Annotated in this window: 11 protein-coding genes; 8 read left to right on the top strand and 3 right to left on the bottom strand. The window is 72.9% G+C overall.

Annotated elements, in window-relative coordinates:
• Positions 1 to 14 precede the first annotated feature (14 nt).
• Positions 15 to 1,133 (bottom strand): trypsin-like serine peptidase, encoded by a 1,119-nt coding sequence (locus ACZ4WV_RS20555; protein ID WP_465748663.1) that lies wholly within the window; start codon positions 1,131 to 1,133, stop codon positions 15 to 17.
• A gap of 28 nt (positions 1,134 to 1,161) precedes the next feature.
• A complete protein-coding gene (locus tag ACZ4WV_RS20560; protein WP_465748665.1) occupies positions 1,162 to 2,385 on the bottom strand; it encodes a trypsin-like serine peptidase in 1,224 nt (407 codons plus the stop codon).
• A gap of 375 nt (positions 2,386 to 2,760) precedes the next feature.
• Between ACZ4WV_RS20560 and ACZ4WV_RS20565 the strand changes: the two genes are divergently transcribed.
• The 5 genes from ACZ4WV_RS20565 to ACZ4WV_RS20585 are packed head-to-tail and all read left to right on the top strand — an operon-like array spanning position 2,761 to position 10,532.
• Positions 2,761 to 4,605: an IucA/IucC family protein gene (locus ACZ4WV_RS20565; protein ID WP_465748667.1), complete on the top strand. Its 1,845-nt coding sequence runs from the start codon at positions 2,761 to 2,763 to the stop codon at positions 4,603 to 4,605.
• On the top strand, positions 4,497 to 5,192 hold the full coding sequence (locus ACZ4WV_RS20570) for a GNAT family N-acetyltransferase (RefSeq protein ID WP_465748797.1): 696 nt from the start codon (positions 4,497 to 4,499) through the stop codon (positions 5,190 to 5,192). Before ACZ4WV_RS20565 ends, ACZ4WV_RS20570 begins: the two co-directional genes overlap by 109 nt.
• 8 nt (positions 5,193 to 5,200) lie before the next feature.
• Positions 5,201 to 6,610 (top strand): lysine N(6)-hydroxylase/L-ornithine N(5)-oxygenase family protein, encoded by a 1,410-nt coding sequence (locus ACZ4WV_RS20575; protein WP_465748669.1) that lies wholly within the window; start codon positions 5,201 to 5,203, stop codon positions 6,608 to 6,610.
• A complete protein-coding gene (locus ACZ4WV_RS20580; RefSeq protein WP_465748671.1) occupies positions 6,588 to 8,411 on the top strand; it encodes an IucA/IucC family protein in 1,824 nt (607 codons plus the stop codon). Before ACZ4WV_RS20575 ends, ACZ4WV_RS20580 begins: the two co-directional genes overlap by 23 nt.
• Positions 8,412 to 8,423: 12 nt before the next feature.
• Positions 8,424 to 10,532, top strand: coding sequence for an ATP-dependent DNA helicase (locus ACZ4WV_RS20585; protein WP_465748673.1), 2,109 nt, complete (start codon positions 8,424 to 8,426; stop codon positions 10,530 to 10,532).
• A 190-nt stretch (positions 10,533 to 10,722) separates the two neighbouring features.
• Here the strand turns inward: ACZ4WV_RS20585 and lexA are convergent, their stop codons facing one another.
• Positions 10,723 to 11,418 carry a transcriptional repressor LexA gene (gene lexA, locus ACZ4WV_RS20590; RefSeq protein ID WP_188299320.1) on the bottom strand — a complete coding sequence of 232 codons (696 nt, stop codon included), beginning with the start codon at positions 11,416 to 11,418 and terminating at the stop codon, positions 10,723 to 10,725.
• Positions 11,419 to 11,947: 529 nt separating this feature from the next.
• On the opposite strand from lexA, the gene nrdR reads away from it, so the two are divergent.
• The 3 genes from nrdR (at position 11,948) to ACZ4WV_RS20605 (ending at position 16,463) form a co-directional block, all read left to right on the top strand.
• Positions 11,948 to 12,445, top strand: coding sequence for a transcriptional regulator NrdR (gene nrdR, locus ACZ4WV_RS20595; protein WP_465748676.1), 498 nt, complete (start codon positions 11,948 to 11,950; stop codon positions 12,443 to 12,445).
• A gap of 207 nt (positions 12,446 to 12,652) precedes the next feature.
• Positions 12,653 to 15,520 (top strand): vitamin B12-dependent ribonucleotide reductase, encoded by a 2,868-nt coding sequence (locus ACZ4WV_RS20600; RefSeq protein ID WP_465748678.1) that lies wholly within the window; start codon positions 12,653 to 12,655, stop codon positions 15,518 to 15,520.
• Between the two features lie 184 nt (positions 15,521 to 15,704).
• On the top strand, positions 15,705 to 16,463 hold the full coding sequence (locus tag ACZ4WV_RS20605; RefSeq protein ID WP_465748680.1) for an SDR family oxidoreductase: 759 nt from the start codon (positions 15,705 to 15,707) through the stop codon (positions 16,461 to 16,463).
• Positions 16,464 to 16,619 lie beyond the last annotated feature (156 nt).

A 16,619-nucleotide genomic window follows, 5' to 3' on the forward strand; every position in this document is an offset into this window, starting at 1 on the left:
TTCCGCGAGGCCCGCTATCGCTCGTTCTTGGTGAAGTAGTCGAAGGCCTGCTTCGCCTGGTCCTGGAGCGAGGGCCCGGCCAGGTAGCCGGCCGGGTTGCGGTTGCCGAGCGCGCTGACGCTGACCAGGTTGGGCTTGCCGTCCTTGGTGATGAACCAGCCGCCGCCGCCCGCGCCCCCGGTCATGGTGCAGCCGATCACGTACATCGGCGGTCGGGTCCGGTCGAAGGAGAGCAGACCGGGCGCGGCGGGGGATTCGCAGCGGGTCAGCTCCATGCCGTCGAACGGCCGCTCCACCGGGTAGCCGTAGGCGACGGCCGAACCGACCTGGTCCCGGGGTGCGTTGAACCACACCGGGACCGAGCCGCCGACCGTCTCCTCCAGGGACGGCCCGGAGCCGGCCTCCCGGCGCACCCGCAGGACCGCGTAGTCGTACTGGTCGTGGGCGCCCACGCCGCTCTCCCGCAGCCAGGTCGGCGAGACCAGCGCCCGCACCACCGTCCACCGGCCGTACGGGGCGGCCTGCTGGTCGCCGTACGGCCGGCCGCGACGCGCCTGGCCGTCCCGGTTGACGCCGGGTACGAAGACCAGGTTCCTCGCCCAGCCGCCGCCCTTGCCGTCGTGCAGGCAGTGGGCGGCGGTGTAGACCAGGTCGCTGCGGCCGGGGTCGACCGGGTCGGAGACCACCGTGCCGGAGCAGACCGCGTCGCCCTGGGGCGTGGTCATGAACAGCTTGCCGACCACGGCGGAGTCCGGGCCGTACGGGTGCCGCTGCGGCACGGCCGGGACGGCGGCCGGCGGAGCGTCGCGCTGGACGGCGCCGGGGGCGGTGGCGGTCAGCGCGTACTCCGGAGTGGGCCTGGCCTTGGCGGCCTCCATCCGGGAGACCGACCAGTAGCCCGGGGCCACGGGGTTGGCGAAGCCGCTCTCGGTGGCGTACCGGGCCCAGTCCTCCACCTTCCAGCCGCTCAGGTCGCCCAGGCTGGTCGGCGCGGCCCTGGGCAGGGCGGCGGGCGGCGCGGCCGGGGCGATGGGGCCGTCCGGCCCGCAGGCGGCCGAGGTGAGCGTCAGGGCGGCGAGCAGGGCGGCGCCGGCCGTGGCGGCCCGGCGCGCCCTGGTGCCGACGGTGCGCATGCTGGTTCGTCCCACGTCGCGGTACCGGTCACTGCTTCCTGGAGATCCAGTCCAGGGCCTGCTTGGCGACCGTCTCCAGGTACGGGCCGCTCAGCGACGTGTGCTCCTGGGTGCCGATCGAGGTGTTGCTGACCAGGGCCGTCCTGCCGTCCGGCAGGGTGGCGAACCAGCCGCCCCCGCTGGCGCCCTGGGTCATGTCGCAGCCGATGGTCAGCATGGACGGGCGCTTGGCGTCGAAGGACAGCCGGGTCGGCTTGCCGCCGTCGCACGCGTAGAGCTCCTGGCCGTCGAACGGCTTGACCAGGGGATAGCCGGCGGCCGACACCCGGAGCTGGTCACGGGGTGCGTCGAACCACACCGGGACGGCCGAACCGACCGTTTCTTCAAGGGACTTGCCGGTGTCGTTCTGGTTGTGCACGCGCATCACGGCGAAGTCGTACTGGTTGGCGGCGTCGCCGGTCCGGCCGCCCTCGAGCATCCACTGCGGGGAGGTGGTGACCTGGTCGGCCCACCAGGTGCCGAGCGGGGCCAGCTCGGACAGCGGTGCCTTCCTGCCGCCGCTGGAGGCACCGGAGTTGTTGTAGGCGGGAACGAAGACCAGGTCCTTGTAGAAGTCGCCGCCCTTGCCCTCGTGCACGCAGTGCGCGGCCGTCCAGACCAGGTTGCTCTTGCCCGGGTGCTGCGGGTCGGCCACCACGGTGGCCGAGCAGTTGCCCCGGCCGCCCTGGGCGGAGAAGAACACCTTGCCGGAGGGCTGCTTGAGGTACGGGCGGGGCACCGGCACGGCCTTGACCACCGCCGGCTCGGGATCGGTCACGCCGTCGTCGGTGGCGGCCCCCGGGGTGGACGGCGCCGGGGTGGAGGGCGCCGGCTTGGCGGCGGGCGGGGCCGGGTCGGCGGGCTTGGCGTCGCCCATCTTGGCCGGGTCCCAGAAGTCCTTCACCACCGGGTTGTGGAAGACGTGCTTGGACGCCCACTTGTCCCAGTCCTCGAACTTCCACTTCTTCAGGTCGTCCCAGCTCCGCGGCAGGCCCTCCAGCAGGCTGGTCGGCAGGCCGGAGGGCAGGGTGATCCCGCCGGTGACGCCGCCACCGCCCGGGGCGGCGGCTCCGCTCGCTGCGGTCGCGTCCGGCGGCGGCGCGGCGGCCCCGCCGCCGTCGCCGGCGGGGCCGTCCGGCCCGCAGGCGCTCGCGGCGAGCAGCGTTCCGGCGACGAGGGCGGCGGCCAGGGCTGACCGGTGGATCGATGGCATCTGTGCGCTTCCCCCTGTGCTCGGTCGGACGGTGGTGCGGCGGTGCCGGTGCGGCGCCGGAGGCACGGCGGTGGTGTGGCGGATCGCCGCCATGGAGTCTTCCATCGCGGTCGAGGACGGCCGGGCCCGGCCCCCGGGTTGCGGACCTGACGGAAGGTCACCGATCCGTGACGCCGGACCGGGCGGCTCGTTGGCACAGCAGGGCCTTCCGCCCCCGGGGCGGACAACCCCCGATCTTCACCCGGACGAGTGAGCTGTCCTTGTGATCAACCCTCAGGGATAGGTAACCCTTACCTGACGCGACGGTGCGAGCGCCCGCCCATCCCCTCCACCACCAGCGCGCGTCCGCACCCCCACGCGCACCAAGGAGCAGCCTTGAGCACCGCCCTCACCGGAGCACCGCCCGAATCGCCGCAGCCCGCGGAGCCCCCTCGGGAGCCCCAGGGCGCGACGGCGCCGGAGGCGAGCGGGGAGCACCAGCCCGGGCCGGACCCGCTGCTGCATCGGGACCCGGCCGTCGCCGCCGAACAGGCCGCCGTGGAAGCCCTGTTGCGCTGCTGGACGCGGGAGACCGGCGCCCGGCCCGGGACGGACGGGCGGCTGCGGATCGACGTCCTCGGCGGCGCCGCCCGGCTCACCGCGCCGGTCCGCTACTGGTCGCCCGCCGGCTGGCACCGGTTCGGACCGGCCACGCTCTCGGCCGGCGAGGGGACCGCCGACGCCCCGGTGGACGCCGTCACCACCGCCGCGCTGCTCGCCGCCGCGGCCGCCGAGCGGCCCGACCCCGGACAGGTCGCCGACCTCGCCGCCCGGGTCGCCGACTCGGTCGTGCGCACCGCCGAGATCCTCGCCCACCGCCGTACCGCCGCCGAACCCGGCGGGCCGGAGCGCTCCCACTTCCTCGCCGGCGAGCAGTCCCTGCTGCTCGGCCACCCACTGCACCCAACCCCGAAGAGCCGCGATGGCCTCGGTCCCGCCCAGAGCGCCGCGTACTCGCCGGAACTGCACGGCTCCTTCCAACTGCACTGGTTCGCGGTGGACCGCGAACTGCTCGCGGCCGGCTCCGCCGTCGCCGACAGCGCCGACCGGCTCACCGCCGCCCTGCTCGACGGCCACGCCGCCCTGCCGGCCGGCACCGCCGCCCTGCCTCTGCACCCCTGGCAGGCCCGGGAACTCGCCCACCGCCCGGCCGTCGCCACGCTGCTCGCCGACGGGCTGCTGCACGACCTCGGGCCGGCCGGCGAGCCCTGGTACCCCACCTCCTCGGTGCGCACCGTCTACCGGCCCGGCGTGCCGTGGATGCTCAAGCTCTCGCTCGGCCTGCGGATCACCAACTCCCGCCGGGAGAACCTGCGCAAGGAGCTCCACCGCGGCCTGGAGATGCACCGGCTGCTGGAGAGCGGCCTCGCGGCCGAGTGGCGGGCCGCCCACCCCGGCTTCGACGTCGTCCGCGACCCGGCCTGGATCGGCGTCGACCACCCCGACCTCGACGACCCGGGCGGACTGGACACCGTGCTGCGCGCCCAGCCCTTCGCGCCCGCGGACCGGGCGCTGTGCGTGGCCGGGCTGGTCGCCGAACAGCCGCTCGGCACCGGCGCCACCGTGCCGTCCCGGCTCGGCGACACCCTGCGCTCGCTCGCCGCCCGCACCGGCCGCCCGCTGTCCACGGTGGCCGCCGAATGGTTCCTGCGGTACCTGGACGCCGTCGTGCTGCCCGTCCTCTGGCTGGACGGCCGAGGCGGCATCGCGCTGGAGGCCCACCAGCAGAACAGCATCGTGCTGCTGGACGCCGACGGCTGGCCCAACGGCGGCCGCTACCGCGACAACCAGGGCTACTACTACCGGGAGAGCGCCGCCGAGCGGCTCACCGCACGGCTGCCCGGCCTCGGCGCGCAGAGCGACACCTTCCTGCCGGACCCGGTGATCGACCACCACTTCGCCTACTACCTCGGCATCAACCACGTGCTCGGACTGATCGGCGCCTTCGGCTCCCAGGGGCTGGCCGACGAGACGGTGCTGATCGCCGGGCTGCGCCGCTTCCTGGCCGGCCCGCGGGCGAGCGCCACCGGCTCGGCGCTGCCCGCCCTGCTGCTGGACGCGCCCACCCTCCCCTGCAAGGCCAATCTGCTCACCCGGATCAACGGCCTGGACGAGCTGGTCGGCCCGGTCGCCTCCCAGTCCGTGTACGTGGACATCCCCAATCCCGTGGCGGGCGGCTGATGTCGGACGACCTGCCCGGGTGGGGCGCCGTCTCCACCCCGGCCGGCGAGTTCCGGCTCCGCCCCGTCCGGCTCCCCGCCGACCTGGACCTGCTCGCCGACTGGATGAACGACCCCGAGGTCGACGCGTTCTGGGAGCTGGCCGGGCCGCCCGCCGTCACCGAACGGCACGTCCGAACCCAACTCGACGGCGACGGCCGCAGCGTGCCCTGCCTGGGGCTGCTCGACGGCGCACCGATGAGCTACTGGGAGGTCTACCGCGCCGACCTCGACCCGCTCGCCGGGTACTACCCGGCCCGACCGCACGACACCGGCCTGCACCTGCTGCTCGGCCCCGCCGCCAGCCGCGGCCGGGGCCTCGGCGGCCTCCTGCTGGCCGCCGCGGCCGACCTGGTCCTGCACCGACGGCCCGACTGCGAAAGGCTGGTGGCCGAACCGGACGTGCGCAACCGGCGCTCGGTCCGGGCCTTCGAACGGGCCGGGTTCCGGGCCGCCGCCGAACTCCGCCTGCCCGAGAAGCGCGCCGCCCTGATGGTCCGCGACCGAGACCCGGGGCCCGCCCCGCGCCAGGCCCGACTCCCCGCCTAGGACACCCTGTGGACACCTCGACACCCCCTCCCTACGACCTGCTCGGCGTCGGCATCGGCCCGTTCAACCTCTCGCTCGCGGCACTCGCCGAGCCCGTACCGGGCCTGCGCACCCTCTTCTGCGACCAGCGCCCGGAGTTCCGCTGGCACCACGGAATGCTGGTGGACGGGGCGCGGATGCAGGTGCCCTTCCTCGCCGACCTGGTCTCCCTGGTCGACCCGACCAACCCCTGGTCCTTCCTCAACTACCTGCGCGCCCAGGACCGGCTGTTCCCGTTCTACTTCGCCGAGCGCTTCCAGCTGCCCCGCCGCGAGTACGACCACTACTGCCGCTGGGCCGCCGAACGGCTGGCCAACTGCCGCTTCGGCACCGAGGTCACCGCACTGCACTGGACCACCACACCGGACCAGGGCCCGCTGTTCCGGGTCGAGCTGACCGACACCGCGACCGGCCGGCGCTCCGCCGTACGGGCCCGCAACCTCGCGCTCGGCGTCGGCACCCGGCCCGTCCTGCCCGAGGCCTTCGCCGGACTCGCGGGCCACCCCGGGGCCTTCCACTCCGCCGAGTACCTCGACCGGCGCGCCGACCTGGCCGGCGCCCGGGACATCACCGTGGTCGGCAGCGGACAGTCCGGCGCCGAGGTCTTCCTCGACCTGCTCCGCCGCCACGACGGCGACGGCGTCCGGCTGCGCTGGCTCACCCGCACCCGGGCGTTCGCCCCGATGGAGTACTCCAAGCTCGGCCTCGAACACTTCACCCCCGACTACACCCGCTACTTCCACGGCCTCCCCGAAGCCGTCCGGGACTCCCTCGTCGCCGCCCAGTGGCAGCTGCACAAGGCAGCCAGCGCCGAAACCCTCGCCGAGATCCACGACCACCTCTACGAGCGCACCATCGGCCGCCCGATCGACTCCGCCCCGGTCGAGATCACCCCCGGCACCGCCGTCACCGACGCCCGGCCCGGACCCTGCGGCGGCCTCGAACTGCGCTGCCGGCACAGCGACTCCGGCACCGAACACCTGCTGCGGACCGACGCCGTGGTGCTTGCCACCGGCTACCGGGCCGCCCGCCCCGCCGCGATCGAACCCCTCGCCCACCTGATCGACTGGGACCGGTCCGGGCGCTACCGGGTCGACCTCGACCACCGGGTCGCCACCCGGCCCGAGCTCACCGGCGGCATCTACGTCCAGAACGCCGAACTGCACACCCACGGCGTCGGCACCCCCGACCTCGGGCTCGGCGCCCACCGGGCCGCCGTCATCCTCAACGCCGTCACCGGCCGCACCGTCCACCGACTGCCCGACCGGACCGCCTGGACCGGCTTCGCGCCGCCCGCCCCCGCCGGCCGTGCCGGCCGACCCGCCCCCGTCGTCCCCCGCCCCCAGGAGCTGACCCGTGCCGCAACCGTCGGCCGCTGAACCGCCGCTCTACCGGCCCCCGCACCTCACCGCCGGGCACTGGCAGCGGGCCGGCCGCGCCCTGCTGGCCAAGATGTTCGCCGAGTTCTCCTACGAGGACCTGCTCACCCCCACCCCCGGCGCCCTCGACGGCGAGTACCTGCTGAAACTGCCCGAGGTCGAGTACCGCTTCGCCGCCCGCCGGGGCGCCTACGACGGCTGGCAGGTCGACCCGGAATCCATCCGCTGCTCCCACCCGGACGGCCTGGACCCGCTGCGCTTCCTCCCGTACGCCCGGCAGACCCTCGGGATGCGCGGCGAGACGACGGCCCACCTGATCCGCGAGCTCTCCGCCACCCTCACCGCGGACGCCCGCCAGCTCGCCACCGCGCTCACCGCCGCCGAACTCGCCGAGCTCGACCACCCCTCGCTGGAGGGGCGACAGGGCGGCCACCCGTGGATCGTCCCCAACAAGGGCCGGATCGGCTTCTCCGGCACCGACGCCGCCCGCTGGACCCCGGAGGCCCGCAGCCCGCGCCCGCTGCCCTGGATCGCCGTCCACCGCCGGCTCGCCGAGTACCGCGGGGTGCCCGGCCTGGAGCGGCCCGAGCAGCTGTACGCCCGCGAACTGGACGACGTGGACGCGCTGCGCGCCCCACTCGGCCCGGACGCCGACGACTACCTGCTGCTGCCCGTCCACCCCTGGCAGTGGGACGAGACGGTCCTGCCGCTGTTCGCGCCCTGGATCGCCTCCGGCGAGATCGTGCCGCTGCCCTCGGACGGCGACCCACGGCTGCCCCAGCAGTCCATCCGCTCCTTCTTCAACACCGCCCACCCCGAGCGCTGCACCGTCAAGCTGCCGTTGTCCATCCTCAACACCCTGGTCTGGCGCGGGCTGCCGGTCGAGCGGACCCTCGCCGCGCCCGCCGTCACCGCCTGGCTGCACGGGCTGCGCGACGCCGACCCGTACCTGCGGGACGAGTGCCGGGTGATCCTGCTCGGCGAGATCGCCTCGGTCACCGTCGACCACCCGGTGTACCGGGAGATGCCCGAGTCGCCGTACCAGTACAAGGAACTGCTCGGCGCGATCTGGCGCGAGCCGCTCGGCCCCTCCCTCGCCGAGGGCGAGCGCGCCCGCACCCTGGCCGCGCTGCTGCAGACCGGCTCGGACGGGCGGGCGCTGGCCGGCGAGCTGATCGCCCGCTCCGGCCTCGCCCCCGCCGAGTGGACCGGCCGGCTGTTCGCCGCGATGATGCCGCCGCTGCTGCACTTCCTGTACCGCTACGGACTGGTCTTCTCCCCGCACGGCGAGAACGCCATCGTGGTCTTCGACGACCGCGACACCCCGACCCGGCTCGCGGTCAAGGACTTCGTCGACGACGTCAACCTCAGCGACCAGGACCTGCCCGAACTGCGCGACCTGCCCGCCGAGGTCGCCGACGTGCTGCTGCGGGACAGCCCGCCGGAGCTCTGCCAGTTCATCCACTCCGGGCTGTTCATCGGAGTCTTCCGCTACCTCGCCCCGCTGCTGGAGGCCCAGACCGGACTGCCCGAGACCGAGTTCTGGGCCCTGCTGCGCACCGAGATCCACCGCTACCAGGACCGCTTCCCCGAGCTGCGCGAGCGCTTCGCGCTGTTCGACCTGTTCCAGCCCCGGATCACCCGGCTCTGCCTCAACCGCAACCGGCTGCTGCTGGACGGCTACCAGGACCGCCCGCACCGCCCGCACGCCGCCCGGCACGGGACCGTCCCGAACGCGCTGGTCGCCGTGGACGTGCGCCTTCCGGCACAACGGGACCGGATTGTCACCCCCGCCCCGTAGGGTGGAGGGGTCATGACGAACGACTCCGAATCCCAGCCCGCGACGGACCTCGACGACGAGGCCGAGGAAGCCGTCGCCGTCCCGCGTTCGCGGATCCCCGAACTTCTGCACGCCGCGGTGGCGGCCGTCGGCGGCGTGGAGCGCCCCGGCCAGGTGCGGATGGCCGAGGCCGTCGCCGACGCCGTCGACAACGGCGAGCACCTGCTCGTCCAGGCCGGCACCGGCACCGGGAAGTCCCTCGCCTACCTGGTGCCGGCGCTCGCCCACGGGGACCGCGTGGTGGTCGCCACCGCCACCCTGGCGCTGCAACGCCAGCTGGTGGAGCGGGACTTGCCGCGCACGGTCGAGGCGCTGCACCCGGTGCTGCGCCGCCGCCCGCTGTTCGCGATGCTCAAGGGCCGCTCCAACTACCTGTGCCTGCACCGGGCCAACGAGGGCACCCCGAGCGACGAGGGGGAGGGCCTGTTCGACCCGGTGGACGCGCTCGGCGGCCCCACCGGGAAGCTCGGCCAGGACGTGCTGCGACTGCGCGACTGGGCGGGGGAGACCGACACCGGGGACCGCGACGACCTCAGCCCGGGCGTCTCGGACAAGGCCTGGGCGCAGCTGGCCGTCACCTCCAAGGAGTGTCTGGGCGCCTCGCGCTGCCCGTACGGACAGGAGTGCTTCGCGGAGAAGGCGCGGGAGCGGGCCAAGCTGGCGGACGTCGTGGTCACCAACCACGCGATGCTCGCGATCGACGCGATCGAGGGCGCGCCGGTGCTGCCCGAGCACGGGCTGCTGATCGTGGACGAGGCGCACGAGCTGGTCAACCGGGTCACCGGTGCGGCCACCGCCGAGCTCACCGTCGGCGCGGTCAACCGGGCCGTGAAGCGGGCGGCCCGGCTGGCCAACGAGAAGGCCGTGGACGCGCTGCAGGCCGCCGCCGAGAACTACCACGGCCTGATGGAGACCGCGCAGCCCGGCCGGGTCGAGGAACTGCCCGAGTACCTGGCGTACGCGGTCACCGCGATCCGGGACGCCGCCCGGCAGGTGATCACCTCGCTCGGCGAGACCAGGGACAAGGGGCTCAGCGACGAGGACGCGGTCCGCAAGCAGGCGATGGCCTCGGCCGAGACGCTGCACGAGACCGCCGACCGGCTGCTGCGGGACTCCGAGTACGACGTGGTCTGGATCGAGCGGAGCGACCGCTTCGGGCTGGGCACCGCCTCGCTGCGGGTCGCGCCGCTGAGCGTCTCCGGGCTGCTGCGCGAGGGGCTGTACAAGGAGCGCTCGGTCGTGCTCACCTCGGCCACGCTCAAGCTCGGCGGGGACTTCAACGGCGTGGCCGGCTCGGTCGGCCTGCCCAAGGAGGCCCGGCTGCCGGACGAGCGCACGCCCGGCGACAACCCCGAGCCGGGGTTCGGGGAGGATGTCGTCCCGTACTGGCGGGGCATCGACGTCGGCTCGCCGTTCAAGTACCCGAAGCAGGGCATCCTGTACGTCGCCAAGCACCTCGCCGACCCCGGGCGCGACCCGGAACGGCCGGACATGCTGGACGAGTTGGCCGAGCTGATCGGCGCGGCCGGGGGCCGGACGCTGGGGCTGTTCTCCTCGATGCGCGGCGCCCAGACGGCCGCGGAGGCGATGCGGGAGCGGCTGGACCACCGGATCCTGCTCCAGGGGGAGGAGACGCTGGGCGAGCTGATCCGCGAGTTCGCCTCGGACGCGACGACCTGCCTGTTCGGCACGCTCTCGCTCTGGCAGGGCGTGGACGTGCCGGGCTCGGCCTGCCAGTTGGTCGTGATGGACCGGATCCCCTTCCCCCGGCCGGACGACCCGCTGATGAGCGCCCGGCAGAAGGACGTCGAACAGCACGGCGGGAACGGCTTCATGGCGGTCGCGGCGACGCACGCGGCGCTGCTGATGGCGCAGGGCGCGGGCCGGCTGGTGCGCGCGGCCGACGACCGGGGCGTGGTGGCGGTGCTCGACCCCCGGGTGGAGACCAAGCGGTACGGGAGCTTCTTCCGGTCCTCGATGCCGGAGTTCTGGTACACCACGGACCGCAACCAGGTCCGCCGCTCGCTGGCGGCGATCGACGCGTCGGCGGCGCCGGTGCGGCCGGTGGTGAAGCGGGGCTGAGGTCCTCGCGCCCGGGCAACGACGGCGGGGCTCCCCGCTGACGCGGTGGAGCCCCTTCCCGGTGGATGCTGCCCGTGGTGCCGGAGGCTGCCGCAGGCCTGCGATGGGTGTTCTGGGGCTGCCGTGGGTGCCCTGCGGCCTGGCCTGGCCAGGCCGCCGCCGTTGCCGGCGGAGGCGGTGCGCCGTGCTGTCAGAGGCGGCGCAGGACCGCGACGACCTTGCCCAGGATGGTCGCGTTGTCGCCGTTGATCGGCTCATACGCCGGGTTGTGCGGCATCAGCCAGATCCGGCCGTCCTCACGCTTGAGCCGCTTGACGGTGGCCTCGCCGTCGATCATCGCCGCCACGATGTCGCCGTTCTCGGCGACCGGCTGGCGGCGGACGGTGACCCAGTCGCCGTCGCAGATGGCCGCCTCGATCATCGAGTCGCCGCGCACGGTGAGCGCGAACAGCTCGCCCTCGCCGACCAGTTGGCGGGGCAGCGGGAAGACGTCCTCGACCGTCTGCTCGGCCAGGATCGGTCCGCCGGCGGCGATCCGGCCGACCAGCGGCACGTAGGAGGTGGAGGGACGGCCGGCCGTCTCGGCGGTGTTGGGACGGGCGACCTCGACGCCGCGGACCTCGTAGGCCCGGGGGCGGTGCGGATCCCGGCGGAGGAAGCCCTTGCGCTCCAGGGCCATCAGCTGGTGGGCGACCGAGGAGGTGCTGGACAGGCCGACGGCCTGGCCGATCTCCCGCATCGACGGCGGGTAGCCCCGGCGCTGGACGGAGTCGCGGATGACCTCGATCACCCGGCGCTGGCGCTCGGTGAGGCCGGCCTCGTCGGTGCGGATGCCGGGGGGGCGTCCGGGCATCGCGCGGGCGGGGGAGGGATGGGTGTCGTCCATTGCGGGGGTGTGTTCGATCGGCTGGTCGGGAACGCGGCTCGCGGTGGAGAGCGCGGGGCCGGAAAGGCGGTGGTCTTCGCTACGGTCCATGCTGATGTCCACGCTCTGCTGATTCACGGTGCGCTGCCCCACCTTGAACTGGGAGTGTTCCTGCACCGGGATGGTGTTGGTTTCGACGGTGTTCACGGCGGCCCCTCTCGACGGCTGTCCTCTCCCCTTTTCCAGCCCAACGCACCTCCTATCGAAAGGTTGCGCCAAACACACGTTCGAGTGAATTATTCGGGAGTTGGCTGACTCGATCAAGGCTTTGCTGTACATCGAGTAAATGTTCGACCGGATGTCGACCTCGGAAGTCTAATCGGCGCCGACACGCCTGGCGTGCCGCATCCCCCCGAGACCTAGATGTAGTGGCTAGAGTCCTCCGCGTGCCCAGTAGTAGTGGTCGCGTCTCATGATCAGCTTGCCGAGGCCGGGGGCGCATCGCATAGACTCACCCGGTCCGCACGTCCTGCCAGGGAGGGATCCCCCGGTGCACTGCCCCTTCTGCCGGCATTCCGACAGCCGCGTTGTCGACAGCCGGACCACCGAGGACGGCAGCTGCATCCGCCGTCGTCGACAGTGCCCGGACTGCGGCCGCCGTTTCACCACCGTGGAGACGGCCGCGCTCATGGTCGTCAAGCGCAGCGGCGTCACCGAGCCGTTCTCCCGGCAGAAGGTCATCACCGGCGTCCGCAAGGCCTGCCAGGGCCGCCCGGTCACCGAGGATGCCCTCGCCCAGCTCGGTCAGCGGGTCGAGGAGTGCGTGCGCGCCAGCGGCAACGCCGAGCTGACCACCCACGACGTCGGGCTGGCCATACTCGGCCCGCTCAAGGAACTCGACGTGGTCGCCTACCTGCGCTTCGCCAGCGTCTACCAGGCGTACGACGGACTCGAAGACTTCGAGGCCGCCATCGCGGAACTCCGCGCCGAGCGGCCCGTCCCCGAGGCGGACGGCACCCCCGTGCCCGTACCCGCCACCGCGCCCTAGGCGGCGCCGGGGCCCCGCCGGGGCCTCCCGCCCGTACCACCACACGGCCCCCCGGGGCCCACGCGTGCCCGAGACCGGGGCACGGAACACCACAAACCGTGCGCAAGCAGGCGAGGTCTCCGGCTGCCCGCACACCGGAAGAGCGAACCAGCGGTGCCCGGATTTTTCGGGGCACTTCGGGCGTTTGCCCAGGAGGAGGAGCGAGAAGTGACAGACACCACGAGCGGTTCCGCGCGCGGGTCGAAGTCCGAGAAGGCTGCGGCCAAGGGTGCCAAGGCCCCGAAGGGCGGTCTCCGGATGGAGCGCATCTACACGACTCCTGGCGTGCACCCCTACGACGAGGTCCGCTGGGAGCGGCGCGACGTCGTCATGACCAACTGGCGCGACGGCTCGATCAACTTCGAGCAGCGCGGTGTCGAGTTCCCCGACTTCTGGTCGGTGAACGCCGTCAACATCGTCACGTCCAAGTACTTCCGCGGTGCCCTCGGCACCCCGCAGCGCGAGTGGAGCCTCAAGCAGATCATCGACCGCGTGGTGCTCACCTACCGCGCGGCCGGCGAGAAGCACGGCTACTTCGCCACCACGGACGACGCCGAGATCTTCGAGCACGAGCTGACCCACACCCTCCTCCACCAGGTGTTCAGCTTCAACTCGCCGGTCTGGTTCAACGTCGGCACCAAGCAGCCCCAGCAGGTCAGCGCCTGCTTCATCCTGTCCGTCGACGACTCCATGGAGTCGATCCTCGACTGGTACAAGGAAGAGGGCATGATCTTCAAGGGCGGCTCCGGCGCCGGCCTCAACCTCTCTCGCATCCGCTCCTCCAAGGAACTGCTCTCCTCCGGCGGCAACGCCTCCGGCCCGGTCTCCTTCATGCGCGGCGCCGACGCCTCCGCCGGCACCATCAAGTCCGGCGGCGCCACCCGCCGCGCGGCCAAGATGGTCGTGCTGGACGTCGACCACCCGGACGTCGAGGCCTTCATCGAGACCAAGGTGAAGGAGGAGGAGAAGATCCGCGCCCTGCGCGACGCGGGCTTCGACATGGACCTCGGCGGCGACGACATCACGTCCGTCCAGTACCAGAACGCCAACAACTCGGTCCGCGTCAACGACGAGTTCATGACCGCCGTCGAGAACGGCACCGAATTCGGCCTGCGCGCGCGTCTCACCGGCGAGGTCATCGAGACCGTCGATGCCAGGAAGCTGTTCCGCAAGATGGCCGAGGCTGCCTGGGCCTGCGCCGACCCCGGAATCCAGTACGACAGCACCATCAACCACTGGCACACCTGCCCGGAGTCCGGCCGCATCAACGCGTCCAACCCGTGCTCGGAGTACATGCACCTGGACAACTCCAGCTGCAACCTCGCCTCGCTGAACCTGATGAAGTTCCTGCGCGAGGACGACTCCTTCGACGTGACGACCTTCGCCAAGGTCGTCGAGCTGGTCATCACCGCGATGGACATCTCCATCTGCTTCGCCGACTTCCCGACCGAGAAGATCGGCGAGACCACCCGCGCCTTCCGCCAGCTCGGCATCGGCTACGCCAACCTCGGCGCCCTGCTGATGGCCACCGGCCACGCCTACGACAGCGAGGGCGGCCGCGCCCTGGCCGGTGCCATCACCTCGCTGATGACCGGCACCGCCTACCGCCGCGGCGCCGAACTCGCCGGTGTGGTGGGCCCTTACGAGGGCTACGCCCGCAACGCGGTCGCGCACCAGCGGGTCATGAAGCAGCACGCCGACGCCTCGCTGGACGCCGTCCCCTCGGACGAGCTGGACGCCCCGGTCTGGCTCGCGGCCAACAAGTCCTGGCAGGACGTGCTGCGCATCGGCGCCCAGAACGGCTTCCGCAACGCCCAGGCCTCGGTGCTCGCCCCGACCGGCACCATCGGCCTGATGATGGACTGCGACACCACCGGCGTCGAGCCCGACCTCGCCCTGGTCAAGTTCAAGAAGCTGGTCGGCGGCGGCTCGATGCAGATCGTCAACGGCACCGTCCCGCGCGCCCTCAAGCGCCTCGGCTACCAGGACGAGCAGATCGAGGCGATCGTCGCCCACATCGCCGAGCACGGCAACGTGGTGGACGCGCCCGGCCTGAAGACCGAGCACTACGAGGTGTTCGACTGCGCGATGGGCGAGCGCTCCATCTCCCCGATGGGCCACGTGCGGATGATGGCGGCGATCCAGCCGTGGATCTCCGGCGCCATCTCCAAGACGGTCAACATGCCGGCCGGCGCGACCGTCGAGGACGTCGAGGAGATCTACTTCGAGGCGTGGAAGATGGGCGTCAAGGCGCTCGCCATCTACCGCGAGAACTCGAAGGTCGGCCAGCCGCTCTCGGCCAAGAAGAAGGACGAGAAGGCGGCGGCGGTCGAGGCCCCCGCCGCGGTCGAGAAGGTCGTCGAGTACCGCCCCGTCCGCAAGCGCCTCCCCAAGGGCCGCCCGGGCATCACCACCTCCTTCACGGTCGGTGGCGCCGAGGGCTACATGACGGCCAACTCCTACCCGGACGACGGCCTCGGCGAGGTCTTCCTGAAGATGTCCAAGCAGGGCTCGACCCTCGCGGGCATGATGGACGCCTTCTCCATCGCCGTCTCGGTCGGCCTGCAGTACGGCGTGCCGCTGGAGACGTACGTCTCCAAGTTCACCAACATGCGCTTCGAGCCGGCCGGTCTGACCGACGACCCGGACGTGCGGATGGCCCAGTCGATCGTCGACTACATCTTCCGCCGCCTGGCGCTGGACTTCCTGCCGTTCGAGACCCGCTCGGCGCTCGGCATCCACTCCGTCGAGGAGCGCCAGCGCCACCTGGAGACGGGCTCCTACGAGCCGCTGGAGGCCGAGGAGATCGACACCGAGTCGCTGGCCCAGTCGGCCCCGGTGGTCGCCAAGCCGGCCCCCGCCGCCGAGGCGCCCAAGCCGGCCCCGAAGCAGGCCCACAACTCCACGGAGCTGATGGAGATCCAGCTCGGCCTCAACGCCGACGCGCCGCTCTGCTTCTCCTGCGGCACCAAGATGCGCCGCGCCGGCAGCTGCTACCTCTGCGAGGGCTGCGGCTCCACCAGCGGCTGCAGCTGACCACGGGGCCGTCACCCCGGCTCGGACGGGGTGACGAGGTGACGGGGTGAGCCACTGAGAGCGGGGCGAGGACTTCACGGTCCTCGCCCCGCTCTTTCGCGTTACCGGGGACGCACATGTCACGGACGGGGCCGCTGTCCGGTCGGAAGGGGTGACGGCTCCTACCGAGAGGAACGGTGTGGTGATGGGAACGGTGCTGGTGACCGGGGCGACGGGAACCCTGGGCCGGGAGGTGGTGCGACTGCTGGTGGCGCGCGGCGTCGCGGTGCGGGGGCTGAGCCGGCGGACACGGGCCGGGGGCGACGGGGTCGAGTGGGTGGTCGGGGACCTGGTGAGCGGGGAGGGGATCGCCGAAGCGGTCGCCGGGGTGGAGACCGTGCTGGACTGCGCGACCACCCAGGGGAAGAGGGACGTCACCGGGGTCGAGCGGTTGGCGGAGCAGGCCCGCCGGGCGGGAGTCCGGCATCTGGTGTACGTGTCGATCGTGGGGATCGACCGGGTGCCGCTCGCCTACTACCGGGCGAAGCTCGCCTGTGAGCGGGTGGTGCGGGAGTCGGGGCTGGGGTGGACGGTGCTGCGGGCCACGCAGTTCCACGACCTGCTGTTCAGGGCGTTCGCGGTGAGCGCGAAGCTGCCGCTGTTCCCGGTGGTGCCCGGCGCCCGGATCCAGCCGGTGGACGTCCGGGAGGTGGCGGCGCGGGTCGCGGGCCTGGTGGGGCGGGAACCGGCCGGATTCGCCCCGGAGGTGGGCGGGCCCCGGGTGCGCTCCTACCGGGAGCTGGCCGAGGCGTACCTGCGGGCCGCAGGCCGTCGGCGGCCGCTGCTGCCGGTCCCGCTCCCGGGGCCGGTGGGCCGGGCCCTGCGAGCCGGCGGACTCACGACGCCGGACCGGGCGGTGGGGCGGGGGACCTTCGAGGAGGCGCTGGAGCGCCGGTTCGGCTGAGCACGGGTTCGGCGGAGCGGCAGTTCGGCTGAGCGCGGGTTCCGCAGAGCGCGGGTTCGGCCGAGCGCCGGGTCCGCCGAGCGCTGTGGCGAGGCCGGGCTGAGTTCGGACCCGGTGGATCCGGTGACGGGGCGTTCGAGATGCCGTCGATCGGTG

This window comes from Kitasatospora sp. NPDC029312 (assembly GCF_055569215.1).